Annotated in this window: 18 protein-coding genes and 1 pseudogene; 9 read left to right on the top strand and 10 right to left on the bottom strand. The window is 72.0% G+C overall.

Features of this window, described 5'->3' with window-relative positions:
• Positions 1 to 355 precede the first annotated feature (355 nt).
• The 7 genes from ACZ3J7_RS20210 to ACZ3J7_RS20180 all read right to left on the bottom strand — a co-directional run bounded on the left by ACZ3J7_RS20210 (position 356) and on the right by ACZ3J7_RS20180 (position 11,414).
• Positions 356 to 7,684 (bottom strand): LamG domain-containing protein, encoded by a 7,329-nt coding sequence (locus ACZ3J7_RS20210; RefSeq protein WP_465622851.1) that lies wholly within the window; start codon positions 7,682 to 7,684, stop codon positions 356 to 358.
• A 236-nt stretch (positions 7,685 to 7,920) separates the two neighbouring features.
• Entirely contained in the window at positions 7,921 to 8,097 is a 177-nt protein-coding gene (locus ACZ3J7_RS20205) for a hypothetical protein (protein WP_465622849.1), read from the bottom strand.
• A gap of 52 nt (positions 8,098 to 8,149) precedes the next feature.
• On the bottom strand, positions 8,150 to 8,290 hold the full coding sequence (locus tag ACZ3J7_RS20200; RefSeq protein WP_465622847.1) for a hypothetical protein: 141 nt from the start codon (positions 8,288 to 8,290) through the stop codon (positions 8,150 to 8,152).
• Positions 8,287 to 8,583 (bottom strand): transposase, encoded by a 297-nt coding sequence (locus ACZ3J7_RS20195; RefSeq protein WP_465622845.1) that lies wholly within the window; start codon positions 8,581 to 8,583, stop codon positions 8,287 to 8,289. The genes ACZ3J7_RS20200 and ACZ3J7_RS20195 overlap by 4 nt, the downstream gene beginning before the upstream one ends.
• A gap of 100 nt (positions 8,584 to 8,683) precedes the next feature.
• Positions 8,684 to 9,355, bottom strand: a complete 672-nt coding sequence (locus ACZ3J7_RS20190) for a response regulator (protein ID WP_465622843.1) — start codon at positions 9,353 to 9,355, stop codon at positions 8,684 to 8,686.
• Positions 9,352 to 10,584 (bottom strand): sensor histidine kinase, encoded by a 1,233-nt coding sequence (locus ACZ3J7_RS20185; RefSeq protein ID WP_465622841.1) that lies wholly within the window; start codon positions 10,582 to 10,584, stop codon positions 9,352 to 9,354. The genes ACZ3J7_RS20190 and ACZ3J7_RS20185 overlap by 4 nt, the downstream gene beginning before the upstream one ends.
• Entirely contained in the window at positions 10,581 to 11,414 is an 834-nt protein-coding gene (locus ACZ3J7_RS20180) for a lysostaphin resistance A-like protein (RefSeq protein ID WP_465622839.1), read from the bottom strand. The genes ACZ3J7_RS20185 and ACZ3J7_RS20180 overlap by 4 nt, the downstream gene beginning before the upstream one ends.
• Positions 11,415 to 12,247: 833 nt before the next feature.
• Here ACZ3J7_RS20180 and ACZ3J7_RS20175 point away from each other — a divergent pair.
• The 3 genes from ACZ3J7_RS20175 to ACZ3J7_RS20165 all read left to right on the top strand — a co-directional run bounded on the left by ACZ3J7_RS20175 (position 12,248) and on the right by ACZ3J7_RS20165 (position 14,619).
• Entirely contained in the window at positions 12,248 to 12,424 is a 177-nt protein-coding gene (locus tag ACZ3J7_RS20175) for a hypothetical protein (protein ID WP_465622837.1), read from the top strand.
• A gap of 204 nt (positions 12,425 to 12,628) precedes the next feature.
• Entirely contained in the window at positions 12,629 to 14,188 is a 1,560-nt protein-coding gene (locus ACZ3J7_RS20170; RefSeq protein WP_465622835.1) for a hypothetical protein, read from the top strand.
• The gene (locus ACZ3J7_RS20165; protein ID WP_465622834.1) at positions 14,185 to 14,619 is read left to right on the top strand and encodes a hypothetical protein; all 435 of its coding nucleotides are present in this window, start codon (positions 14,185 to 14,187) and stop codon (positions 14,617 to 14,619) included. Before ACZ3J7_RS20170 ends, ACZ3J7_RS20165 begins: the two co-directional genes overlap by 4 nt.
• A 139-nt stretch (positions 14,620 to 14,758) precedes the next feature.
• Here the strand turns inward: ACZ3J7_RS20165 and ACZ3J7_RS20160 are convergent, their stop codons facing one another.
• Positions 14,759 to 15,001, bottom strand: a complete 243-nt coding sequence (locus ACZ3J7_RS20160) for a hypothetical protein (RefSeq protein ID WP_465622831.1) — start codon at positions 14,999 to 15,001, stop codon at positions 14,759 to 14,761.
• Between ACZ3J7_RS20160 and ACZ3J7_RS20155 the strand changes: the two genes are divergently transcribed.
• Positions 14,994 to 16,340 carry a helicase associated domain-containing protein gene (locus tag ACZ3J7_RS20155; protein ID WP_465622828.1) on the top strand — a complete coding sequence of 449 codons (1,347 nt, stop codon included), beginning with the start codon at positions 14,994 to 14,996 and terminating at the stop codon, positions 16,338 to 16,340. The two genes, ACZ3J7_RS20160 and ACZ3J7_RS20155, sit on opposite strands and share 8 nt — an antisense overlap.
• A gap of 372 nt (positions 16,341 to 16,712) precedes the next feature.
• Here ACZ3J7_RS20155 and ACZ3J7_RS20150 read toward each other — a convergent pair whose 3' ends face one another.
• Entirely contained in the window at positions 16,713 to 17,198 is a 486-nt protein-coding gene (locus ACZ3J7_RS20150; protein WP_465622826.1) for a hypothetical protein, read from the bottom strand.
• A 203-nt stretch (positions 17,199 to 17,401) separates the two neighbouring features.
• Positions 17,402 to 20,254, bottom strand: a complete 2,853-nt coding sequence (locus ACZ3J7_RS20145) for an AfsR/SARP family transcriptional regulator (protein ID WP_465623437.1) — start codon at positions 20,252 to 20,254, stop codon at positions 17,402 to 17,404.
• Between the two features lie 525 nt (positions 20,255 to 20,779).
• On the opposite strand from ACZ3J7_RS20145, the gene ACZ3J7_RS20140 reads away from it, so the two are divergent.
• The 5 genes and pseudogenes from ACZ3J7_RS20140 (at position 20,780) to ACZ3J7_RS20120 (ending at position 23,604) form a co-directional block, all read left to right on the top strand.
• On the top strand, positions 20,780 to 21,139 hold the full coding sequence (locus ACZ3J7_RS20140) for a hypothetical protein (protein WP_465622824.1): 360 nt from the start codon (positions 20,780 to 20,782) through the stop codon (positions 21,137 to 21,139).
• 33 nt (positions 21,140 to 21,172) lie between these two features.
• A complete protein-coding gene (locus tag ACZ3J7_RS20135) occupies positions 21,173 to 21,601 on the top strand; it encodes a hypothetical protein (RefSeq protein ID WP_465622822.1) in 429 nt (142 codons plus the stop codon).
• Positions 21,602 to 21,768: 167 nt separating this feature from the next.
• Positions 21,769 to 22,047 (top strand): annotated as a pseudogene (locus ACZ3J7_RS20130) (IS256 family transposase); the annotation flags it as partial.
• Between the two features lie 92 nt (positions 22,048 to 22,139).
• Positions 22,140 to 23,387 (top strand): PIN domain-containing protein, encoded by a 1,248-nt coding sequence (locus ACZ3J7_RS20125; protein WP_465622820.1) that lies wholly within the window; start codon positions 22,140 to 22,142, stop codon positions 23,385 to 23,387.
• On the top strand, positions 23,380 to 23,604 hold the full coding sequence (locus ACZ3J7_RS20120; protein ID WP_465622818.1) for a hypothetical protein: 225 nt from the start codon (positions 23,380 to 23,382) through the stop codon (positions 23,602 to 23,604). The genes ACZ3J7_RS20125 and ACZ3J7_RS20120 overlap by 8 nt, the downstream gene beginning before the upstream one ends.
• The last annotated feature ends 192 nt before the right edge of the window (positions 23,605 to 23,796 follow it).

Here is a 23,796-nt window from a genome sequence, read left to right as displayed (position 1 = left end):
GCAGAGGCCGGGCACACGCTGTTCTTCAAACCGGTCGCCCATCGGCCCGCCGGCCGGCAGGTCACGGCGTCCCGCTCTCACCGGACCGTGGTCCCGGCCTTCCTCGCACGGCGAACTTCGGCCACCACCGCACCGGCTGCCTTCTGCGGAAACGCTGCGCCACATCCAAGACCGGCAAGAACCTGCGGATCCAGCCCGGCTACGACCTCCAGCGCGAGGCCCGACGGCAAGGTGCCGCGACCTGATCGCCGCCTACCGGGCCTGCGGAGCCCAGTAGTTGAGCCCGATGGTGGACGCGGCACTCGGCGTGACCGATTGCGGTCACGCCGAGTGCCGTCGAGAGCCGGGCGGGGGCTCAGTTCTCCATTCCGAAGTAGTGGCCGAGGTACTCGGTGATCTCGGCCGCGTGGGGCAGGAGCTCGGGCAGTTGGGCCGCGAGGGCGTCACGGGTGGCGGCGGCGAGGCCGGCCGAGCTGGTGGCGGCGGGGCGGACGTACGGTTCGAGGCGCTTGATCAGCTCGTAGTTGCTGGCGATGTTCTCGGTGCGCATGGCCCGCTCCAGCGGCGGCGCCCCGGGCGGGGGGACGGGGGCGAGGACCCGGCTGACGTAGGTGACCCGGTGCAGGACGCGCCAGCACGGGGGTTTGGCGGAGCTCTGGCGGGTCTGGCGCAGCGCGGCCGCGTCGGGGGCGTTGCTGCCCTGCAGCCAGGTCGGGTCGACGACCTTGTGGTAGAAGTCGTCGAAGTTGGCGCTGCTCTCGCCGAGGTAGAAGGTGAGGAAGCGGTAGGCGTCGACCTTGCCCGGCACCAGGACCGGCTTGCCCGCGGCGTCGTACTTCGGCTTGCCGTTGGCGTCCCGGCGTTGCAGGTCGCTCGAGGGCGCACACTGGACGTCGAGGCCGAAGCTGCGGGAGGCCTCCTTGCTCTTGGCCCGGGTGGTGCTGAAGCCGCCGCCCCGGGAGGCGTCGAGGTGGAAGGCCCAGCCGAGGCCGAGGGCGCCGAAGCTCAGGTCGAGGTTGCCGCCGTAGGAGTAGGTGAAGCTGTACGAGCCGGAGGTGGTCTCGCTGACGGCGTCGGTGGCCTCGGTGGTCTCGGCGAAGAAGCCGCCCTGGGCGGTCCAGACGTAGGTGTTGACCAGGTCCCGGTGCGCGAAGCCGGTGGCGGCGGCGCTGCCGGTGGCGGTGCGGGCGTCCTCCTGCTGCTCGGCGGACATGCCCATCGAGCGCAGCACCGCCTTGGCCTGGGTCTCGGCGGGCTCGGTGCCCGAGTTGTGGCCGACGTCGGTGGAGATCGACTGGTAGTAGGCCTGCAACCGCTGCTGGTCGCGGGTGATGCGGCGCTTGAGCGCGTAGGCGTCGCGGGGCTTGAAGTAGCTGTACTCGCCGTAGCCGGCGGCGGTGGGGTAGTCGGGGTCGAGGACCTTGCCGGAGGCGTCGAAGCCGACCCCGCCGTCCAGGGTGCCCTGCTTGGTGTAGCGGGGGTTGATCGGGAAGTGGACGATGTTCCAGTCCAGCGGGATGTCCGGGTTGGGCAGCATCCGGTAGGCGACGAGGGCGCCGGTGTGCGCCAGGCGCAGCGCGAAGACGTCGGCGGTCTGCGACTGCACCAGCGCCATGCCGGTGTTGGCGGGAACGTACCGGGGGCCGAGGTCGGAGTTCAGCACGTTCGCGGGGTCCTCGGTGTACCCGGTCAGCTCCAGCCTGGTCCTGCGGGCGGTGTTCTTGCCCTGGCTGACGGTGGTGTCCTCGCTCCAGGTGTTGGAGAACTCCAGGCCGGCCGTCGCGGCCATCTTCAGTTGGCCTTCGGCCAGCGGGCTGGCGGTGCCGAAGCCGAGGGGGGCGGCGACCGTCATGACGTCGGCGACGGTCTCCAGGCCGAAGGAGACGTTGAAGGCGGTGTTGGTGCTGCGGGTCTTGCTGGCGGAGAGGCTGTGCACCACCTGGTCGGCCTCGGTGAACTCCACCGAGGAGGCGGCGGGGAAGCCGTCGGGCTTGCCGGTGAGGTTCTCCGAGGGCACCGGCGGGGCACCCTCGATGTAGCCCATCAGCTGCGGGTCGAACTGGGCCTGGCCGACCCACTCGGTGGTCAGGTCGCCGACCTTGTAGCCGGTGACCAGGTGCCAGCGGCCGTCGCGGACGAAGCCGTAGCAGCGCTTGAGCACGCCCAGCGTCTCGCCCTTGGCGTCGAACTGGAGGTCGGCGTACTCGGAGGCGGCGGGTGCGCCGGAGACGGTGTCGTGGAACGGGGTGCGGACGTCGGCGAGCGCCGAGCGCACCTGGGCGGTGTCGGTGGACACCGGCGCGGTGGAGAGCAGGATCCGCGGCCGCTTCGTCGAGAACGCCAGGTTGTTGCCGCGCAGGCCCTCGTCGCGCACCGAGGCGGTGGCGGCGGCGGTGGAGTCCCGGTCGAACGTCCAGTAGCCGAGCAGGTCCTGCTTGTCGCCGCGCAGGCGGGTGAACAGGTTGTCCAGGATCTGCTCCCGGGTGCGCACGGTGCGCCAGATCCGCACCTCCTCCAGGGTGCCGGCCAGCAGGTCGGTGGGCCTGCCCCCCTCCAGCCGCGCGCCGAGGGTGAGTTGCGGGTCGCCGTAGGGGAGCAGGTCCGCCGGGAGCGGGGCGGTGGTGGCGAGCAGCGGCTCGCCGTTGCGGTACAGCCGCAGCGGGCTGGCGGCCGGGTCGACGTCGCGGGTCCAGCGGGCGCCGCGCAGCTTGGCGGGGAAGGAACCGGAGACGTCCAGGGTGGTGTTGCCGGCGTTCTCGTTGAAGGGCCAGCGCGCCAGCAGCCCCTTCTCGCGCACGGCGACCGGCTGGCCGATCTGGTGGATCGTCCGTGCGGAACTCCACAGCCGGACCTCGCACAGGACGCCGTTCAGGCCCCGGCCGATCTCCAGGTCGCTGCTGTTGGACTGCGCGCCCGGGCCGCCGTAGACGTGGGCGCCGGCCAGGGTGCCGTCGAAGTAGAAGCGGATGTCCTGCTCGGGCTGGCCGGCCGCGGCCGCCTGGGTGCCGGTGGCGGCGGACACCTCGGCCTTGCGGCGCTGGCGCACCACGGCGATCCGCTGGAAGGCCCCGGGCCTGACGGCCCGGTCGGAGACGTACCGGACGGGGTTCCCGTCGGCCTCGGCGAAGGCGAACTCCACCCGGCCGTCGGCCAGGACGCCCAGCTGGTACGGGACGCCCTCCCGGCCGCCGTTGACGGCCGCGCCCTTGGTGACCAGCGCCATCGGCGCGCCCACCTTGTCGACCTGGACGAACGCCTCGATGGTGAGGTCCTCCAGGAGGTTCAGCGAGTCCTGCGAGGCCACCGACAGGCCCTCGCCGCCGTCCAGGCGCAGGGCCCAGGCCTGGGTGAAGGTCGCGGCGAGGTGTGCCCACTCGTTGCACGGGAAGCGGCCGGCCGAGCGCAGCACCCGGTCGCCGACCCGGGCGACCACCTGGTAGCCCTTGATCGGTGAGGCCGGGCTGCCCGCCCCCTCGAAGGTCCAGCGGCCCAGCAGGCCGGGCTCCCGGTCGGAGATCCGCTGGTAGCGCTGGGCCGAGATCTCCTGCGGGGTGCGGACGCGGCCGAAGACGCGGACCTCGTCGATCTGGCCGTCGAGGTAGTCGCCGGAGAAGGGGAACTGCCCCAGCACCAGTGGGCCGTTGCCCGCGTAGGTGCCGGTGGAGGTCCGGCGGGCGACCTCGACGCCGTCCCGGTAGAGGATCTGCTCGCGCGTGGCGCTCTTGTACACCGCGGCCCAGTGGTGCCACTCCAGGTCCGGGTAGGCCTGGGTGGTCTTCAGGTCGTCGCCGTACAGCGAGAAGTAGAAGGTCTCGTCGGGGTGGATCCACAGGTGCAGGGTCTGGTCGACCCGGCCCTCCGGCGCGCCGTGGAACAGCAGCGGTTCGACGCGGCCGCGGGCCTGGTTGCGCTTGGCCCACAGTTCGATGGTGAAGTCGCGGTTGGACAGGTCGAGCGAGTTGGTCAGCACCTCCTTGCTCTGGCCGACGAACTGCCGTACCGGCAGCCCGACTTCGGCGAGCCCCAGCGAGTACCCCGACCCGTCCGTCCGGCCGTGCACGATCCGGCCCTGCCCGGCCTCGGGGTTGACCCAGGCCTCCAGGGTCAGGTCGCCGGCGGGGACGGCGTTCTTCTGCTGGGCGGCGGGCAGCGTGAGGTACTGGTCCTTGCCGTCGAACAGGAAGGCGCGCCCGGGCATCTCGGCCCGCCAGCGGCAGCCGCGGCCGCCGGTCACCGGGACGGCCGTGCCGTTGGGCACGGAAGTGGCGCCGCCGGTGCTCAGGGTGATCAGCCGGGAGCCGGCGGAGAGCAGGACCCCCACCCGGGTGGACTCGGCGCGGGCCCAGTCGTAGCCGACCACGGTGACCGTGTCGCCCGGCTTGACCGCGGTGCCCGGCCCGGTGAGGGTGAGCGTCTTGGCGCCGACCGGGGCGTCGGCGGACGCGGCGTACCCGTTGGCGCCGATCTGCAGGTGGGCCTTGGCCGCGACCGCGACGGTGGTGGCCGCGGTGAACTCCACGGTGCTGCCGGTCACCTGGGCGACGGTGCCGACCGTGACCGGCTGGCCGGACTGCCCGGCCAGGGCGGCGGCCAGCTGCTCGGCCTTGCGCGGCAGCGAGCGCCAGGTCTCGGTGTCGCCGCCGACGGTGATCGTCAGGTCGCAGCGGCCGGGGGCGTCACCGTCGGAGACCTTGATGACGGCGCCCTCCAGCAGGACGCCAGGGTCGCGGGCGAGGAAGCCGAGCGTGCCGCCGTTGCCGGTCAGCCGCTGGGTGCCGCGGGTGACGGCGGTGTCGTAGTAGACGGCGAAGAACTGCTCGTTGGCGCCGCGGAAGTACAGCACGACGTTGCCGGTGCCGCTGTCGAGCAGCGCGGGCCGGTCGGTGCCGCGGGCGAATTCGAGCAGGCCGCCGGAGAGGCTGAGCCCGGTGGTGTCCACGGAGATCAGCGGCATCGCCACGGTCAGGTCGTCGTCGCCCTGCAGGGCGGTCGACAGGCGGGCCAGCTTCTCCTGGGCGTCCTTCAACTGCGCCTGCTTGCCGGTCAGGACGAGTTGGAGCTCGCTGACGCGCTGCGCGGCCGTCTTCGCCTCCTGGAGGCGTTCGCGCACGGTGTTCATCTCGTTCTTGGCCTGCAGGTACGCCGCGTCCACCCCCGAGCGCAGCGAGACCTGCACCATCCTGATCAGGCCCGAGTCGCCGGTGAGGCACTCGTTCGCCTGGACCGGGGCGGGGACCGGGAACGAGGCGGGCAGGCCCAGCGCGAGCTTGCTGCCCCGGTTGACGATGCGGGTGTACTCGCCCTCGGCGGTCAGCTGGAACTGGGTGAAGGGGTTGCCCGGTTCGCGGACGATCGTGTCCAGCAGGGTGTTCTGCGCCGACCCGTTCTTGTAGACGTGCAGGTCGAGGTTGTTCACGTTGTTGCCGACCAGCCAGTAGAACGGCTTGCCGTTCTGGCTCTCGCCGGTGGCCTCCAGCCGCCAGGTCGAGCGGGAGGAGACGAGGGTGATGATGACCAACGTGTTGATGGGGGCGTTGAAGTACCGCAGCACCTGGCCGTCGTCGGACGTGCGCGGGGTCTTGACCTCCAGGGCGTAGTTCCAGGCGGTCGGCACGTCCTTCTCCGCGAGGTACTGCCGCTCCAGCCTGTCGAACCCCGGCAGCAGCCGGTCGTGCTCGCCCTGCCAGTAGCCGACCTGGCCGGCCGTGGCCGAGAGCCGGGTGATCTCCGCCGGCAGGGCGGCGACCTCCGGCTCCAGCTGCCGGATCAACTGCTGCAGGGCGCTCACCTGTTCGGAGTCCTGGCCCTTCGCGGGCCGCCGGAGCACCGCCGGGTCCAGCACGTCGGGCACCTGCGCGAGCCGGCCGTCGCGGCCGACGGCGAAGTCCAGGCTCACCAGGGCCGGCTCCTGGCCGTACTTGGCGGCGAACGCCAGCAGCACCCGGGCCTGCCGCTTGGCGGGCTTGGGGTCGCTCCGGTAGCCGGCCGCGACGTTCTCCTGCTGGTGGTAGACCACGGCGGACATGCCGGACTCGACCGTGCGCCCCTTGAGCACGAAGCTGTCGCGGCGCACCCCGGGGTGGTCGCCGACCGGGGCGTCCGAGCCGGTCCACTTCGCGTCGCCCTTGAGCGTGCCGTGCAGGGCCCGGTCGCTCTGGTCGTAGGCGGTGGTGCCGGAGCCCTCGTCGAACCGGTAGTAGGCGGTCAGGCCCGGCTCGTTGCCGACCAGGCGGTGGTTCAGGTCGTCCACGAGTTCGGCGGCGGACCGCTCCCGGTTCCACACCCGTACCTCGTCGACGTCGCCCGCGAAGAGGCCGGTGGCGCCGGAGACCTGCTTGCCGATCAGGGTGCTCGCGCCGGTGGCCGGCGTGAACGGCAGTGCCCCGCTGCCGGACAGCTTGCCGTTGACGTACAGTTTCGCGGTCGTCCCGTCGAAGGTGGCCGCGACGTGGGTGTAGACGTCCGTGGGGACGACGTCGACCGAGCCGACCGTCGTCGCGCCCCCCTCGTGGGCCAGCCGCAGCGCCCCGCCGGCGTCCAGGCCGAGCCGGTACTCCCCGCCCCGGGAGATCACCGGGCGGTCGTACGCGGTGGGCTTGATCCAGGCCTCGATCGAGTACGCCTTGCCGCCGAAGCGCAGCGCCGCCGGGTCGCCCAGGTCGACGTGCGCGTCGTTGGCGCCGCTGAGGCCCAGCGCGGTCTCCGCGTGCCCCTCGGTGCTGGCCACCGGCACCAGGTCCTGGTTGGTGAACGGGCAGGTGCCCGGGCTGCGCTCGAACACCGCGTCCCGGTACAGCGGGTCCGGGCTGGTGTAGAACCGCGTGCCCTGGGTGTTGAACAGCCCCTGGACGCCCTGCTCGACGCTGAAGCCGTCGATCCTCCCGGTGGCGTCGTTGTGCGCGAACAGCTGCCAGCGCCGCGCACCGCCGACCGCGGTGGGCACCAGCACCGCGGCGAACCGGCCCCGGGTCAGGTTGCGGACGAACGACAGTTCCTGGGTCGGCTCGTAGAACGGCCGGCCCTCCATGTCCTCGGTGCCCAGGGTGTCCTTGGCCGACGCGGGACGGGTGGCGTGCCGGCTGCGCTTGTAGCGCACCTCCAGCACCGGCTTGAGCTTGCCGTCCACCAGCAGGAAGCGGTCGCACAGCAGGGTGTCGCGGACCAGCGGCACCTTCTTCGTGCCGCTGAGCACGTAGTCGGTGCGGGAGGCGTTGGCGGAGCAGCCGCCGTCGGCCAGCTTGTGCACGGCGTCGGGGTGCGTCTCGCCGATCGACTGCCGCAGCACCACCACGTACGTGCCGTCCGACACCACGTGGAACGGGGCGTCCGCGGTCAACCGCGCGGTCGTGGACAGGAACGGGTCGATCTCGCTGTCCAACGGCCGCTCGTCGACGGCCGCCTCGGCGCCGCCGCGCTTGACCGTCGGCATCGCGGTCGCGCCGACCACGGCGAACCCCACCTCGGCGATCTCCCGCGGCAGGACCAGCTCGGCCGGGTTGTCGCTCCAGTACGCCGCGTCCGCGTCCCCCTTGGACTGCTGGCCGGCCAGGTCCAGCACCGCGTACACAATCCGGCGGGACGCGTCCATCGCGAACGCGATGGTCGTGCCCTGGTGCCGGGCCATCGTCACGTGCCGGTACGACCGGTCACCGTAGATCTTGAGCAAGGATTCCTGAGCTGCCACTGTTCCCCTCCCACACGCACGGAACGCCGCTCCCGTTCTCCCCCGACCCGGAGCGGCGACGGACACGCCTCGCACCCCTCGCGGGGCGCCGGCCAGTCTGGCAGCGGTGGGCGGGCCGCAAGCAGGAAGTGAACAAGGTTGCTCCGCTTATGACTTGATTGACGGTCAGGTGGCCGAACTTCGATGGCAGGTCGAGCGGGAAGCCGTTGCACCACCCGGCAGCGCACCCCCAGGGGTCAGGTGAGGGTGCGGGCCGCGGCGGCGTCGTGGGGGAGGAGGTCGGCGAAGCGGCCGGTGAGGACCTTGGCGGCCCGGTCGGGGCCCTCAAGGAGGGCGCGGACGGCATCACCTGGACCCGGCGCCTCGTGTGCCTGGCCCGCGTCGATACGACCCTGACCGCCGTCGTCCAGCACCACATCGACCGCGGCACTCCGACGGTGCGCCCCGCCCAGCCCCTTTCCCCCGTCATCCGCCCCACCTGAGCCGCCTGGGCACGGCGGTTCGGCGGGTGTGGAAGGCGGCCCGGGAGACCTTGAGCAGTTCACACGCCCGCTTGACGCTGTGACCTGCCTGCTTCTCGGCCTCGATGAACGGGTGCACCGTCACCGGGTCTCCTGCGCGAAGAAAGCCGTGGCCCGCTTGAGGACCTCCACGTCCTCCCGCAGCCGGCGGTTCTCCCGCCGCGGCCTCGCCAGTTCTTCCCGCTCGTCACTGGTCAGCCCGTCCCGCTCGCCCGCATCGACCTCGGCCTGCTTCACCCAGTCCCGCACCGCGGTCCCGGTCAGGTCGAAGTCCTTGGCCACCTGACCGACGGACCGATCGCCACGGCGGCACAGCTCGACGATCTCGGCCTTGAACTCCGGCGTGAACGAGCGGCGAGGGCACGGCTTCTTCCCCATGCTCCCCATGATGGACATCATCCTTCCAGGGCCGAAGCCCCTATCAGGAGTGTCCGTCAAAGCGGATCAAACCCACCGGGAGCGTGGGTCGGTGCCGCCATCAGGCGACCAGGCCGTGCCGGTAGGCGTAGACGACGGCCTGGACGCGGTCGCGGAGTTGGAGTTTGGCGAGGATGCGGGAGACGAAGGTCTTGACGGTCTCGTGGCTGATGACGAGGGCCGCGGCGATCTCCTGGTTGGAGAGGCCCTCGGCGACGAGGCGGAGCACCTCCAGCTCGCGGGGGGTGAGCGGGGTGTCCCGGGCGGTGTCGCGGGCGGTGTCCTCGGCGGGGCGGATGCGGGCCGCGTAGTGCCCGACGAGGCGGCGGGTCACGTCGGGGTCGAGGAGGGCCGCGCCGGCGGAGACGGTCCGGATGCCGTTGAGCAGCCGGTCCGGCGGGGCGTCCTTGAGGAGGAAGCCGCTGGCGCCGGCGCGCAGGGCCTCGTAGACGTACTCGTCCAGGTTGAAGGTGGTCACCACGAGGACCTTGACCGGGTGGGGCACTCCGGCGCCGGCCAGCAGGCGGGTGGCCTCCAGGCCGTCGAGGACCGGCATGCGGATGTCCATCACGACGACGTCGGGCCGCACCCGGCGGGCGAGGTCGACGCCGGTGCGCCCGTCGCCGCACTCGCCCGCGACCTCCATGTCGGGCTGGGCGCCGATGATGGTGACCAGGCCGGTGCGGACCAGCATCTGGTCGTCGCAGACCAGGACCCGGATCGGTGCGCTCACCGGGCGCCGCCGGCGGGGATGCGGGCCCGGACGGTGAAGGCGCCGTCCGGTCCGTGGCCGACGCTGAAGTCGCCGCCCAGGAGGCCGACGCGTTCGCGCAGTCCCGCGAGTCCCCGTCCGCCGCCGGAGGCGACGGCGGCGGCGCGCGTGCCGGTCCCGTCCGTGCTGACCTCCACGGTGATCTCCCTCTCCCCGTGCCGCAGCCGTACGGAAGTGCGGCTGCCGTGAGCGTACTTGAGGGCGTTGGTCAGGGCTTCCTGCACCACCCGGTAGGCGACGAGGTCGGCGCTGCCGGTCGATTCCGGCGGGGTGCCGTGTTCGCTGAAGTCCACGGGCTGCCCGGCCTGCCGGGTCTGCTCGACCAGGGTGAGGACCCGGCCGACGGTCGGCGTCCTGGGCTCCGAAGTCTCCGCCGTGCCAGTGCCGGTGCCGGTGCCGGTGCCGCGACCGCTGTCGGTGCTGTTTCGGTGGCCGGTGCCGTGGTCGGGGTTGAGCAAGTCCAGCAGGTGGCGCAGGTCGGTCAGGGCGCGGCGGCCGGTGTCGCTGACCGCGGTCAGCGACTGCTCCAGCCGCTCGGGTGCGGCGGTCAGGTAGCGGGCGGCCTCGGCCTGGACGACCATCGCGGTCACGTGGTGGGTCACCACGTCGTGCAACTCGCGGGCGATGCGGGCGCGTTCGGCGGCGCGGGTCTCGGCGGCGACCCGCTCGCGCCGTCCGGCCTCCGCCGCCCGGGTGGAGCGCAGCCACGCCCCGGCCCCCCAAGCCATGGTGAGGACCAGGTAGAACGCCGCGAACTCCGTGGGCGACTCGCCGCCCGAGCCGAGCCGGGTGAGCGCGACCGCCAGCGGCAGGTACGCCGCGGACAGCAGGACCACGGTGGTGCGCCGGCCCCGCTCCAGGTGGGAGCCGGTGCTGATCAGCGCGAGGGGCAGGGCGGCGCCGGCGGACGAGTGGTAGCCGCGCAGCTGGTCGAGGGCGAAGCCGCACGCCACCAGGGCGATGCAGACCGCCGGCCACCGCCGGCGCACCGCGAGCGGGAGGCACTCCAGCGCGAGGGCCGCGGCGGCGATCGCGTCGAACGGGCGGGTCGGCACGTCCCCGACCTGCGTCCCGTGGCCGCGCAGCCCCGGCAGGAACGACAGGGCCAGCAGCAGCACCCCGAGGGGGAGGTCGCGGACGGTGACGTCGAGCCGGTGCCTGACCCGACCGGCCTCCCGCAGGCCCCTCACCGGGCGAGCGCCGCGAGGGCGCCGACGCGCCCGGCGCGCCGGCGGGGGACGACGTGGCCGCGCCGGCGGGCCAGCACCAGGAAGGCGGCGGTGACCAGCGCGCCGAACAGCATCGCGTACACGCTGGCCTCCGGGCCGAACTCGCCGCCGGTGATCAGTTCGGCGCCCGACGTCGAGGAGTCCAGCAGCCCGTGGACGTCGCCGTTGCCCGAGACCTCGGTGCCGAAGATGCCGCCCTCCGCAAAGTTCCACCCGAAGTGCAGGCCGATCGGCAGCCACAGGGAGCGGGTGGCGGCGTACGCGGCGGCGAGCATGGCGCCCGCCTCGATCGCGATGGCGATGGCGCCCAGCAGGGTGGCGTTCTTGTTGAGCAGGTGGGCCGCGCCGAACACCACGCTCGACAGCGCCAGCGCCAGGTACGTCCCGAGGCCGCGCTCCACCAGCCGGAAGAGCAGGCCGCGGAACATCAGCTCCTCCGTGACGGCGGCGCCCGCCATGAAGCCCACCATCCCGACCGCCCCGGACGCCGAACCGAAGCGGTGGACCGCGTAGTCACCGAGGAGGTAGATGTTCGCGATGACGGCCCCGAACATCACGACCCCGAGGACCAGGCCCCGCAGCAGCGCCCCGGACGCCCCCTCGCGGGCCAGCTCCGTGACCGGGCGCCGCTCGGTGCGTCCCACGACCCACCGGTAGACGGCTAGTGTGAGCACGGCCGCCAGCGTGCCGACGAGGAGCGAGAGCCAGGGGTTGCCCTGGACCGCGGTGCTGCACTGACCGCCGACCGCGCAGACCACGACCACGGCCAGGCACTGCCACACCAGTTTCATGACGACTCTTCCCTCGGTTGCGTTCCCGGCCCTGCGACCGGTCCGCGGCGGTGCGCCGCGGCTGAACCCCACGCTAGGGAGCGAGCGGTGAGGAATCGTCACCCCGCGGAGGACACCCGCACGTAGCTCTCGCGGGGGACGGCCGGCCCGGCCGGGTGTCGGCGTCCCGCTCCGTCGGCGCCGCGCACCAGCGGTGCGGAAGACCTGTCCCGGGGTCGATTCCATGGCCGAGCCCCCCCTGTTCGAACCCCTCGCGCCCCTGCCACCGTACCGCCGGAGCACCCGCCGGACCGGGCCGGATCCGGTCGGGCGAGGTCCCGCCGCGGCCGGGCGGGGTCCGACAACGGCTGGACGGGGTCCACCGCGGTCGGCCGGTCAGTCCCGCAGGGGTCGCGGGGGCAGGACGATCCGACCGAAGACCTCGCCCGCGTCCATCTTCCGGTGCGCCAGTACGGCCTGCTCCAGCGGCAGCAGCTCGTGCACCACCGTCTCGAGGCTGAGCCGTACGGCGGCCCCACCGACGATGAGAAGGACCGCCGCATCCTTCCCTCCAGCTCCGCGCGGCCACCCGCCCGGCGCCCTCCATCGCGCCCGTGTCGCAGGCCCGGCCCCGCACCGAAGCCCCGGCCCTGCCCGCCGACCGGACCCGCCGCACGGCCGTGGTGCGCCCGGCCCGGCGCCGCACCCATATGCCGTTGAGTGAACTGCCCCGCCCGCTGTCCCGCCAGCCCTGCGCCCTGCCGCGCCGGGCCGGCGGCTCCGGGGAGGGCGGCAGGCGGCAAAGGGCCGGGACGGACGCTGGTAGTTCGTCGGCGGTAGGTCAGACTGTTCCCATGAGTCCCGACCGCCGCCCCCTGGGGCTGGCCTTCTCCGAGCCCGCCGTCGACCAGACCCTCCCGGTCGGCGAGCGCCCGATCCCGCTGCCCGCCGACCGCTCGCCGTTCCTGGAGCCGGACACCGACATCACCACCCCGCCCACAGCCCGGCGCACGCCCGCCCAGCGGGCCTGATCCTGCTTCTACAGCCCCGGGCAGCAGAAGGCGGTGCGCGCCGCAGGCAATGGGGAGCGGCGCGCACCAGCCCGATTCTCTCCCAGCTGCCCGGTCCGCTTCGACGGGTCCGCGAGTTGGCCGCCGAGGGCCGCTCCGGTGAACCCGGCCTGGGCACGGACCTCGCCCGCCCGGTCCCGAACAGCCCGCAGGTACGTTCCGGCGGTGACCCCCGCCGAGTTGCAGACCACCCTGATCAGCCTGCTGCCCACCGCCGTGCCCGGCATCGGGGCGGCCGAGCCCTGGCCCGCCCGTCCGTACGGCCTGGCGGTCACCGCGAAGGACGCCGGCACCGTGTTCTGGACCATCACCGGCGCGTCCAACACCGCCCCGGCCGCCGCCGAGATCCACCTCGCCCTGTCCAACCACCTGATGCCGTGGAAGGTCGAGATCCTCGGCGGCCTGCTGTTCGAGCACGGCAAGCCGCTCGACGAGTGGGGCAAGCGGCTCAAGGCCGCGTGGGCGGACCTGACCAACCTCTCGAAGCTGCACGGAGACGAGCGCCAGCGCACCGCCGCGTACCTCGCCTCCCGCGCGGTGCGCTCCGTGCTGCTGTTCGGCCTGGGTGGGTTCGCGCAGCGCCCGCGCCTGGTCTCCGGCACCACCCCCGTTGGCGAGGCGCTCCCGGCCGGGGTGGAGATCCTGGGCCAGGACGAGACGGTGGTGACGTGGCAGCGGCAGGCCGGGTTCTCCCGCGACCCCAACGCGCACCCCGAGTGGGCGGCGTACGTGTGGTCGGGGGCCCGGGCGGTGCTGCTGGACATGAAGTACCGCCAGGGCAAGGAGGTCATCGGCTACGCCGGCGCCCTCCACGCCCGGCCGGGTACGGTCGTGTACTTCGGCACCGACGGCATCCCCCTGACGGGGGCGCCAGATGTGGCAGTACTGCGGGGAGCCCGGGGACTACCTCCTCAAGGGCCACCTCACCGGCCCCATCAAGCACCCGACCAGCCAGGAGCAGTACCTCAAGCTGCGCGGCCTGAGCCGCGCCCACCTCGCCGAGAAGGGAGCCGACCAGTGAGCCCGGCCGACCCGAACCAGCCGAACGAAGCAGCCCGCCTGACCCAGGAGCTGATCGACCAGGGCTACACCAAGCGCCAGGTCGCCAAGATCCTCGGCCGTGACGCGAGCCTGGTCTCGCACTTCTTCACCAAGGGCAAGGGAGCGGCGTTCGTCGGCGCGTTGCGCCAGGTCGTGCGCGCGGTGCGCGGCGGCGAGCGCGACACCGAGGCGCTGTCCGCTGTGGCCGAGGCGAACACCAAGCGCCGCACCACCGAGACCGGCCAGAAGGCCCGGGTGCGGGGCAAGGACACGGTCGGCAAGCCCGGCGAGTCGATGACCGGCCGCGCGGGCAAGCAGGCCATCAAGTCCGGCGCAAGCCACCTCGCCCCGGTCGTCCACGCCACCGGCCAGGCCGGCGCCCGCCTCGCCTTCACCGTGCGGATGAGGGCCGACCAGTACGTCTACAGCGCGGGCTCGGAGAAGGACTCCGGCGGCCTCCGCCGCGGCTTCATCCCCCGCGCGGACGGCACCGAGGAGCGCACCTACGGCAGCTCCTCCACCGGAGGCTTCGACGCCGTCGAGTGGTCCCAGCGCGTCGCCGAGCACCACGGCGACGTCACCGAGGCGATGAAGGAGTGGCTGGTGGAGACCGGCCGCGCGGTCGAGGACGCCGACATCGCCTATCCGGAGGTCCGCGGCTGGATCCCCGAGGAGAACCAGTGAGCTCCGAACAGGCCTTCAACCGCCGCAGCCCCGCCGAGCGGGAAGAACTGCGCCGCCAGGCCGCCGAACTGAAGGACAGCGGCCACACGATCAGCCAGATCGCCTGGAACCTTCGCGTCTCACCCAGCACAGCCCACCGTCTCCTCACCACCCCCACGCGCAACCCCAGCGCACCGGACCCTGGCCGCCCAACCTGGTTCACCGGCACCGACGAAAAGCTCACCCTGCTACGCCGAGCCGCCCAGGCACGCGGCGTCGTCCTCGACCCGGCCGCCCCGCCCACCGAAGCGGACGCCCAGGAGCTGACCGACGAGCTCGCCGACATCCTCCTCACCGGGGGCTGCTTCGACGCCGATGGGGAGATCACCCAGTTCGGCGACCTGGTCGAGAACCTGATCGACGCTCTCAACCGCTACGCCTTCCCCGACTGAAAGGGCCCCGGCCACCCGCCGCTCGACCACCCTGCACCGCCCGGCAGAACAGGAGACGCACCGCCGCGGAGACCACGACCACCACCGAGGCCGCCGTGCCGGCCGCGGTCCGCGCCGCGGCCGCTCAGTCGGTCCCGGCTCAGCCGTCCGGCACCGCCACGGTGAACCCGCTGCCGCTGCACTGGTTCCAGAAGGACGCGGTGGCGGCCGCGGTGCGCGAGGTGAAGGACGGCGGCTGGGCGACGGTGGTCGCGGCGACCGGCGCCTGGCCGCTCGGGGGCGGGCGCTGGTGCTGGTGCCGACGATCGAGTTGCTGGAGCAGACCGCCGAGGCGTGGTCGCTGCGGGGCGGTCGCCGACCTCGGACTGCGCCGCGTGATCACGTTCCACTCCCGGGTGGCCGGAGCGCGGGAGTTCGCCGGCAGCCTGCTGGAGGCCTCGGAGCTGCTGCCCGACGCCGAGTGCCCGGAGCGGATCTGGGCGAAGGCGGTGGCCGGTGCCGACCGGCTGGGGGACCGCCGGGCCGCGTTCGCCGAGTTCAAGGCCCACACCGGCGAGGACGGAGAGGAGTGCGGCATCCTGTGCAACAGCCGACTCCTGACGGAGGGAATCGACGTGGCCGCCGTGGACGCCATCTGCTTCGCTGACCCCAAGAGCTCGGTCATCGACATCGTCCAGGCCGTCGGCCGCGCGCTGCGCCAGTCCTACCGCCAGGGCGAGATGTCCTGGGTCATCATCCCGGTCTACCTCCCGACGCCGGAGATCGGCGACGACACCGCCACCGCGGACCCGGCCGAGGCCGTGAAGGCCGAGGCTGACGCCGAGATCGAGGCCAGCTCCTTCCGCACCATCTGGCGCGTCCTGCGCGCCCTGGCCGCGCACGACGCCCGCGTGGTCGGCCGGATCACCGAGCTGCGCGCCTCCCGCTCCCAAGGCACCGCGCACACCACCGCGGCCAAGCCGACCGAGGACCAGGCCGCCGAAGCCGCCGAAGGCGGGCAGCCGCCGGCCCCGGTCGAGTCGCCGATCGAGTGGCTGCGGATCAACGCCCGCCAGCACGCGGCTCGGATCCTCCAGACCGTCAAGCTGCGGGCGGTCAACCCCCGCGCGGTCGAGTGGCAGCGCATGCACGCGGTCGCCACCGTGTTCCACCTGCAGCACGGCCACCTCGACCCCACCGGCAAGACCCGCCACGGCGAGCTGATCTCCTGGCTCACCCGCCAGCGCCACCTGAACGGCCAGGGCCTGCTCGACCCGGCCCGCGTCAGCGAGTTGGAAGCACTCGGCATGATCTGGTCGAAGAACGCCAATGCCTGGGAGCGCGGCTTCGCGTACGCCGCCGCGTTCCACCGCCAGCACGGCCACCTCGCGATCCCGGCGACCGCGAAGCTGGACGACTACGCGGTGGGCGCGTGGATGCGCCGCCAGCGCAAGGCCGCGGGCCTCACCAAGGACCAGGCGGCCAAGCTCGACGCGCTGGACGAGCTGTGGCGCCTGGAACCGGACTGGAACCGCTCCTACCGTCGCCTGCTCGCCTACCTCGCCGCCGGCGGCACCCTCGACGGCCCGGCCAACCGCACCGGCCTCGGCGACGACCCGGTCTTCCGCCCCGGTACATGGCTGCGCAAGCAGACGGGGGCCCGCACCGACGGCAAGCCCACCGACCACCAGACCGCGTTCCTGGACGCGCTCACCCGGCACGCCGAAACCGTCACCGGATGACCCGCCCCGCAAGACCCCGCCGTCCCGGCCCACTAGGCACGGACGGCCGTCCGTGCCCCGCTCCCGACTTCCGGAGGCATCGCGCGCGGTGCTGCGCAGCCTTAACACGGTCGAGACTGCGGTCACGTGGGTGTACGCCGAGAGCATCGGCGCCCGGCCGCTCGCTGCCAGGCCCACCGGGAACACCGAGCAGTTTGGTGATCGGGTTCGTCGCAGGCTCTGTCGACTCGGCGACCGCCACACTTGGCGCGCGATGGCGGTGGCTCGATGCGCGAGATCCTGTAGGCGGCTCCGCCCGGCTTCCTTGGCGGACTCGCCCCGCGCTCGTCGTTACGGCGTCTGCGGCCGCGTATCGATCCGTCCGATCCCAGCTCAAGCGGTAGATGCCTGACGCCCCATCGCCTCGGATACCGGTGATATCCGAGGCGATGACTCATCCCGGCCGCACCCGCGCCGCCTCCGACGCCACGACCGCCCTACAGGCCGCGCAGTGCCCGCTCGCACTCCGCGCACCGCACGTCGGCCATGTCGGGCGGGTACCAGGGCTGTCCGGGGGTGGTGCGCCCGTAGTGGGAGTGCTCCGGCCCTCCACTGCCCCGCCGTCATCAACCGGACTACCACGTACCGGAGTTTGGTGGTGGTGACGGCGACCAGGTCGGCACCGGGCTCCAGCCGCACCGCGTCCCGGAGCGGCATCCACGACGTCCGCCCGGTCTCCAGCGCGACGACGAACGAGTGCGACCGGCCGAGGATCATCTGATGCTTGGCGTTGCCGCGGCGGTAGGTGTGGCAGAACGAGCGGTCCGGGCAGGCCCCGGCATCCGGCCGCAGCCACGGTGGGACGTCCACCGCGAGCACCAGGCGGCCGTCTGCGACGCGCGGCAGCGGCAGGTCGGCCAGCTCGGCCCGAACGAGTGATCACCGGGCCCGTCTATTCGAGGCTGTACGTTAAACGGACAGGCTGACTCGACGAACGGCCGCTCTGGCCGGGAAGGCCGATCAGGTCGGCCGGTGCTCTCCGTGCGGTGCCGAGCCAGCAAACGGTCGTGGTGACGTGGATGTCAGGGCGAGGTGCCAGGGATGTTGAGGTCGGCGATCTTGCTCCGGAGACTGGCAGCCTCCTCCTCCGCGTTGCCGAGGTCGAGGAAGATGTGCAGGGCCTGAGTCCAGGCCTCCTGGGCGAGCACCGGGTCGCCGGTGGCCTGATGGGCGTCGCCCAGGTGGGCGAGGGCTTCGGCCTCGCCGTAGCGGTGTCCGACCGTGCGGTGGAGCTTCAGGCTCTGTTCGTGGCAGCGGACGGCGTCGACGTGCTCGGCGAGTTGCTGGTGGGCGTAACCGAGGGTGTCCCAGGTGTTGGCCTGGCCCCGGACGTCGCCCAGCTCCTCCTGGAGGCGCAGAGCCTGCACGGCGCATGCCACCGCCTCCCGGTGGTCGCCGAGCTGAGCGTGGTCCCAGCCGACCGCGTTCAGCGCCCGGGCCTGTTCAGCGCGGTGCCCGAGTTCCTTGAACAGCTCCAGCGCCCGCTGGTCGTGCCCCAGGGCGTCGCGGTGGCGACCCTCGCGTTCGCAGATCCAGCCGAGCATCACCTCGGTGCGGGCGATTCCAGCATCGTCGCCGAGCGCCTGGTGGAGCTCCAGGGCGAGCCCCAGATGGCGGTGGGCCCGGTCGAAGTGCCCGGTCTCGGTGTGGGCGCAGCCGAGTTCCCGGTGGGACTCGGCCTGCTGGCCGCGATCGCCGAGGCGGGTCGCGGCCGCCAGTGCGGTGTGCTGAACCCGGGCCAGGTCGCTCCAGTGACCGCGACGTCCCAGGTAGGTGGTGATCGCACGGGACAGGTGCCAGCACTGCTCGTCAAGACCGACCCGCTCCGCGGCGGTGACCAGGGCGAGGAGGGCCTCACGCTCGGCGGCGAACCAGGTCATGGCCTGCTCGTGGTCCCCGGGCCGCTGCACCGTGATGTCCTCCGGCAGGGGTGGTGGGACCGATCGCGCGCGGTGCGGGGACAGCAGGAGGTCGGCGCTGTGCGCGGAGTGCAGGTAGTGGTCGATCAGTCGGTGCAGGGCGGCGGGGCGTTCAGGATCGTCGGCGGCAAGCTCGAACGCGTAGGCGCGTAGCAGGTCGTGGGAGGCGTAGCGGCCTGCGGTGGGCTCGGTGACGAGGTGGGCGCGGACGAGTTCAACCAGCGGCGGTCGCGCCGCCCGTATCGGTGCGCCCGCCAGGGCCGCCGCCGCGGGCAGGGCGAGGTCGGGGCCGGGGTGTGCGGCAAGAAGGCGGAAGAGCCGTGCCGCAGGCACGCTCAGTGCCCGGTAGGACCACGACAGCACGGCACGGACGTCGGTGTGCTGCTCGCCGGTGCTCAGGGCGTCTAGTGCGTCCTGGTACTCACGCAGTTCGGTGGCGAGTGCCGCCAGGGGGAAGTGCGGGTGCGCAGTGGCGCGTGCGGCGACCACGCCGAGGGCCAGCGGCAGCCGGGCGCAGCATGCGACGATCTCCTCCACCGCCCGGGACTCGGCTCGGATCCGTTCCGTGCCGAGGTGGCGTTCGAGTAACTGGTGCGCCTCGGCGGGGGTCAGGACGTCCAAGGTCAGTGGCCGGGCCCCGTGTGCTGTCACCAGGCCGCTCAACCGGGTGCGGCTGGTCACCAGGACCGCACAGGAGGGCCCGGTGGGGAGCAGGGGAACGACTTGGTCGGTATCCCGGGCGTTGTCGAGGAGGACCAGCAGCCGTTTGTCCTCGGTGAGGCTGCGCAGCAGACGGACGCGGGCGTCGGTGCCGGCAGGCAGGGCGCTGTCGGGTACGCCGAGGCCGTCGAGCAGGCAGGCCAGCGCCTGGTGCGTGGGCATCGGCTCGTCGTCGGGGGCGAACCCGCGCAGGTCCAGGTGGAGTTGGCCGTCCGGGAAGCGGTCAAGCTGTCGGCGGGCCCAGTGCACGGCGAGCCAGGTCTTACCCACCCCGCCCGTCCCGTCGATCACCAGCAGGGGCGGTGCCATTCCCGGGCCGGGCTCGCGCAGGAGTTCCTCGACCCGGGCCAGTTCGACCTGGCGGCCGACGAACCGGAGAGGTGCTGCGGGTAGTTGGCGGGGCATCGGGTACCGAACGGCGGCGGTAGAGTCGGTGGTGCGGAGGTCGTCGGGGGAGGCCCCTACGACCGCGGCAGTGGCAGCGCCGGGAGCGCTGAGGGCCGGGTCGCCGACGAGGATCTGCTGGTGAAGCTGTTGCAGCGCGGCCCCGGGATCGATCCCCAGCTCCTGGTCCAACCGCTGTCGGATGTTTTGGTAACCGGCCAGCGCGTCGGCGGGGCGGCCCCCGCGGTGGAGAGCGAGGAGGAACTGGCCGGCCAGCCGCTCGTCCAAAGGGTGCTCCGAGACCAGTGCGGTGAGCGTGGGCAGTAGTTCGCCATGCTGTCCGCACCGTAATCGGACGTCGATACGGTCCAGTTCGGCGGAGAACCGTTCCCCCTCCAGCGCCCGGCGCAGGTCGGAGAACCAGGGGGTGTCCACGGTGGCGAACGGTTGCCCCCGCCACAGGTCCAGAGCCTGGTGCATCAGTGCCGCCGCCCGTTCGTCGTCGGCGGTGCGAGCCGAGGCGATCAGGTCGCGGAAGCGGTGGACGTCCACGGACAGCGGATCCGCTTCCAGGACGTAGCCCCCGGGCCGGCGCACGATCCGCGCCTGTGGCGCCGGGGCCGGTTCCGGAACCAGTGCCTGCCGCAGCCGGGACAGATAGCCGTACAGCGTCCCCTTGACGCGCTGCGGTGCCCAGTCCCCCCAGACCCGGTCGACGAGTTCGTCGACGGACACGGCCTGGTTGACGTTCATGAGCAGGACGGCCAGCACACACCGCTGCCGAAGGTGCCCCACGTCTGCCGCACGGCCGTCCACGAAAGCCTCGATCGTACCGAGCAGGCCGAACTCCATCACCGCGCACCACCCTCCCGCCGGTCTCCCATCGGCAGCGTAGCCACGGCGCAACCGCCCGTACAGGCGGTTCAAGGTCTGTCCAAGATCTGCCCCCGATTCAGGCCGGCGAGTGGGCTTCCGGCGGCACCTGCGCCGAGATCGCAGGCCGGCTCCTCTTCCAGTTGCCCCTCCCCGCCCGGCACGACCTCCCGCCCGCAGACCTGCTCGACCCATCGGCCGCCCGACCCGGCACCGTGCGGTACGTCCCCTCGCTCTGCCGTGCGGCAAGACCGCTCACCCACCGGCGAGCAGCTCGTCAGCCCGTGCCGCTGCTCGCGCCCCTGCCGCTCCTGGTCCTAGGCCACGGACAAGCCGATCGGCTTCGCCTCCGCCAAGATGCCGCCCCTCGCCCCGCCGAACGCCAGGCAGGTCCGGGTGCGCAGAGGCGGCCGCCAACGGAGTCAAGGTTCGTCCCAGATTCCCGCAAGACCGTTTCGGCACAGTGTCACCACAGCATCCGGACCAAGCCGAAAGCAGGTACACATGCGCAAGATACGCAATACGATCTCTCTCCTAGCCGCCACGGCCGCTGTGCTGACGGGCACCGCCACCAGTGCCATCGCGGCCGACACGAGCAACCCCGGTCCCGATACCCGCGAGATCTCTGCTGCCGTGTGGACCCCGACCACCACACTGAACAATGGCCCGATCAGGGAGTGCTACGCGGCCTCATGCGGCGAGGTGTGGCGGCCGGGCTCCGGCGAAACGGTGCGCTGGAGCCACTACGCCTACAACAGCAGTTCCGGCAATCGCTGGTACTACGTCCAGTACGTCACCGGCAACGGAACCCCCCACACCTTCTACGGCTGGATCTACTGCGGCAACGTCACCGCTCCCTGCTGAGCACCTTCACCCAACCGACCTTGAGGAGAGCAAATGCGCGTAAAGCGAGTTCTGCAGTCTTGTGGCACGATCGCGGTCGCCGCAGGAGTGGCCCTGGGTATCTCCGCCGGGACTGCCAATGCGGCGGGCACTAACTGGACCGCCCAGTACACGCAGGCCGATGTCGTCGGAGCGCACGCCTGGGGGACCTGGGACGTTAGCGGTGGCCGCTACTACGTCACGACGAACATCAAGGACACGAAGGCTGACGGGCACGGTGCCCGCGTGTACGTTCGGGCGACCTACGGCGATGGCTGGAGCGACCGCACTGAAAACCTCAACGCGGTCGGGAACCAGGTCACCAACACGTTCACATGGAACTTCGCCTCGGACACCGCGTGGGTCGAGGTCATGGAGTGCGTCACCGAGCAGGGCTCGGACTACAGCTGCGGCAGCTGGTACAAGATCTTCGGACGTCCATAGGGCCAAGTCGATCCAGGCGAACCGCTAGGAGCGACAGTCCCAGCCGCGCCCTGGTCCTGGCGCCCAGGGCAACCCGGGGGCCAGGACCAGATTGCACGCCTCCGCCGGCCGAGGATTCGGGTCTGTAAAAAGAACGGTGCAACTCCCGATCAAGGAAGTAGCACCTGATGACATACGTGACCGTCTCGGCCGAGGCCGTGAAGGCCGTACGACCGGCGGAGTTGCAGCCGGACGCCCTGGACGACCAGTTGATCGGGCAGCTGGTCGACCGGGCCCGCGCAAGCGGGCTCCAGCTCACCGGCACCGGAGGCCTGCTCCAGCAGCTGACGAAGAGGCTCCTGGAGTCCGCCCTCGAAGGTGAGACGACGGACCATCTCGGCTACGAGAGGCACGATCCGACCGGGGCCGGCCGCAAACGCTGGATGACCCGTTGGAAGGCGGCACTCAACGCCTTCGAGAAGCCACCGAGCGCTACTTGGAACGCTTCCCCGGCAGCTCCCAATTTCGTGCGGTGCGACTGGGCCCCGACGACGACCCCTTGGTCAACCTTGCCGACGATCTGAGGCAGGCATACGAGAGCACCCAAGAGATTCGGGAGAAGATCGGCAGCGGCGACCTTCCGCTGGGCATCCTGACGTCGGTGGTGGGCCGCACCTGCACCGAGGCCAGCCTGCGCCGCGCTGCCGGGTTCGTGTACGCCCGCGGCGTCACGGCCGATGCCGCAGGCGCTGAAGCAATCACTGTGGCCCAGAGCACCCGCGCTGTCATCGATCCGACCGTCGCCCACACTCTGGCGCCGCTGGATCCTCGGCTGGCCGAGATTCTGATCGGAATCCCTGATGGAGTCGTCACCACCGATCAGCTGTTCCAGGACGCGTTGCAGGCGAAGGACTCGCTGGCCCTGCAGTCAGACCTCACGCTCATCTGGGATCCCGAAGGACAGAAACCGGGCGTTCGTCCGGAGGAAGAGGGCGAGCTGGAGCGGTACCGCTCCACGGCGGGCCGTGTGCTCGAGATCCTGAAGTCCACTGCCAGGGTCCCGCATCCGGAGCTGCGATGCTTCCCACTCCCTGCGCACCGCACAGGCCAGTGGCTCACCGCACTCGACCACGCGAAGGAACACAGGCTGGTCCTGTGGACCGACGACCGAGTGCTGCGCTCCCTCGCATACTCCAGCGAGGTCCCTGCGTTCGGAACTCTCGACCTCCTCGACGCAGTAACAGCAGCAGGCCAGCTCAGTAAGGACGAGGTGCTGCTCGCCAAGGCAGAACTCCTGCGCCACTACTACGTCGACATCGGCTTCTCCCACGACCTCCACACTGCGGCCGCCCTTGCGGACGGCTGGCGGGCGAAGGCCGTCGCGGAAGCGCTGTCTCGCCCACAGGCATGGACCGAGCCGCAATCGGTGGCCTCGTTCGTTCTCGGCTGCATTTCCCACGTCAGTGAGCAGTATCCGCAGGACATCACCCAGTGGTTGGCCATGGCGTCCACTGGCATGGCGAAAGCGTCGGCGCCTGGGGCCGTCAACCAGAACCTGGGGGTGCTGGCCTGGCACACCCTGACGCAGCCGTGGGTCACGGCGTCTTCACTCCCGTTCGCTCTTGCGGGGCTCCGGCACGGGATCGCGGCTGGAGGCGACCGAGGTGGTGTTCGGGCAGTTCGCCGACGCCCAGCGTGCCGGGTGGACCGACGACCCGGAGATGGCCGCGAAGTTGGAACGGGTCACCAGCGCGCCCGGGGCGGGCGGGATGCTGCTGGTCCCGCACCGCGAACAGGGCATGGATGAGAGCGTTCTGCCCGCTGACTACCAGGCGATCGTGAAGATCGTGGCCGGGGCACCGGAGCCGGTCCCGGCCAAGGACGTCAGCGTCAGGCGCGGCAGAGGCACTCAGCCCGGGCAGGTCGAGCCGGTGCGCGACAAGCTCAAGCGCCTGGCGGACCGGGGCTGGCTGCACCGCACCCCCGCTGGCCGCTTCGCCGCCCCGCCGCAGCCGGCCGCCTGACCGACACCGGCCGGATCCCGGCGTAACGCAGGATCCCCCGAAGGGAGTTGGGAATTCCATGCGAAAGAAGACCAACCCCGCCGAGGGCCCTGACGGCGCGGAGTGGGGCTTGCCCACCGGTTCGATGAGCAAGCCCCACTCCGCTGCTCCTCCCGGCTCCAGGCACGCATACGATCATCGGACCGCCCCGGT

The organism is Kitasatospora sp. NPDC015121 (assembly GCF_055562955.1).
This window is presented reverse-complemented; position numbering and strand designations above follow the sequence as displayed.

What these genes read in the sequence shown, in the direction of transcription:
- ACZ3J7_RS20135 (WP_465622822.1), top strand. Translation starts at nt 21,173, where the DNA reads ATGCGCGTAAAGCGAGTTCTGCAGTCTTGTGGCACGATCGCGGTCGCC.
- ACZ3J7_RS20120 (WP_465622818.1), top strand. Translation starts at nt 23,380, where the DNA reads ATGGATGAGAGCGTTCTGCCCGCTGACTACCAGGCGATCGTGAAGATC.
- ACZ3J7_RS20140 (WP_465622824.1), top strand. Translation starts at nt 20,780, where the DNA reads ATGCGCAAGATACGCAATACGATCTCTCTCCTAGCCGCCACGGCCGCT.
- ACZ3J7_RS20180 (WP_465622839.1), bottom strand. Translation starts at nt 11,414, where the DNA reads ATGAAACTGGTGTGGCAGTGCCTGGCCGTGGTCGTGGTCTGCGCGGTC.
- ACZ3J7_RS20175 (WP_465622837.1), top strand. Translation starts at nt 12,248, where the DNA reads ATGAGTCCCGACCGCCGCCCCCTGGGGCTGGCCTTCTCCGAGCCCGCC.
- ACZ3J7_RS20145 (WP_465623437.1), bottom strand. Translation starts at nt 20,254, where the DNA reads ATGGAGTTCGGCCTGCTCGGTACGATCGAGGCTTTCGTGGACGGCCGT.
- ACZ3J7_RS20195 (WP_465622845.1), bottom strand. Translation starts at nt 8,583, where the DNA reads ATGGGGAAGAAGCCGTGCCCTCGCCGCTCGTTCACGCCGGAGTTCAAG.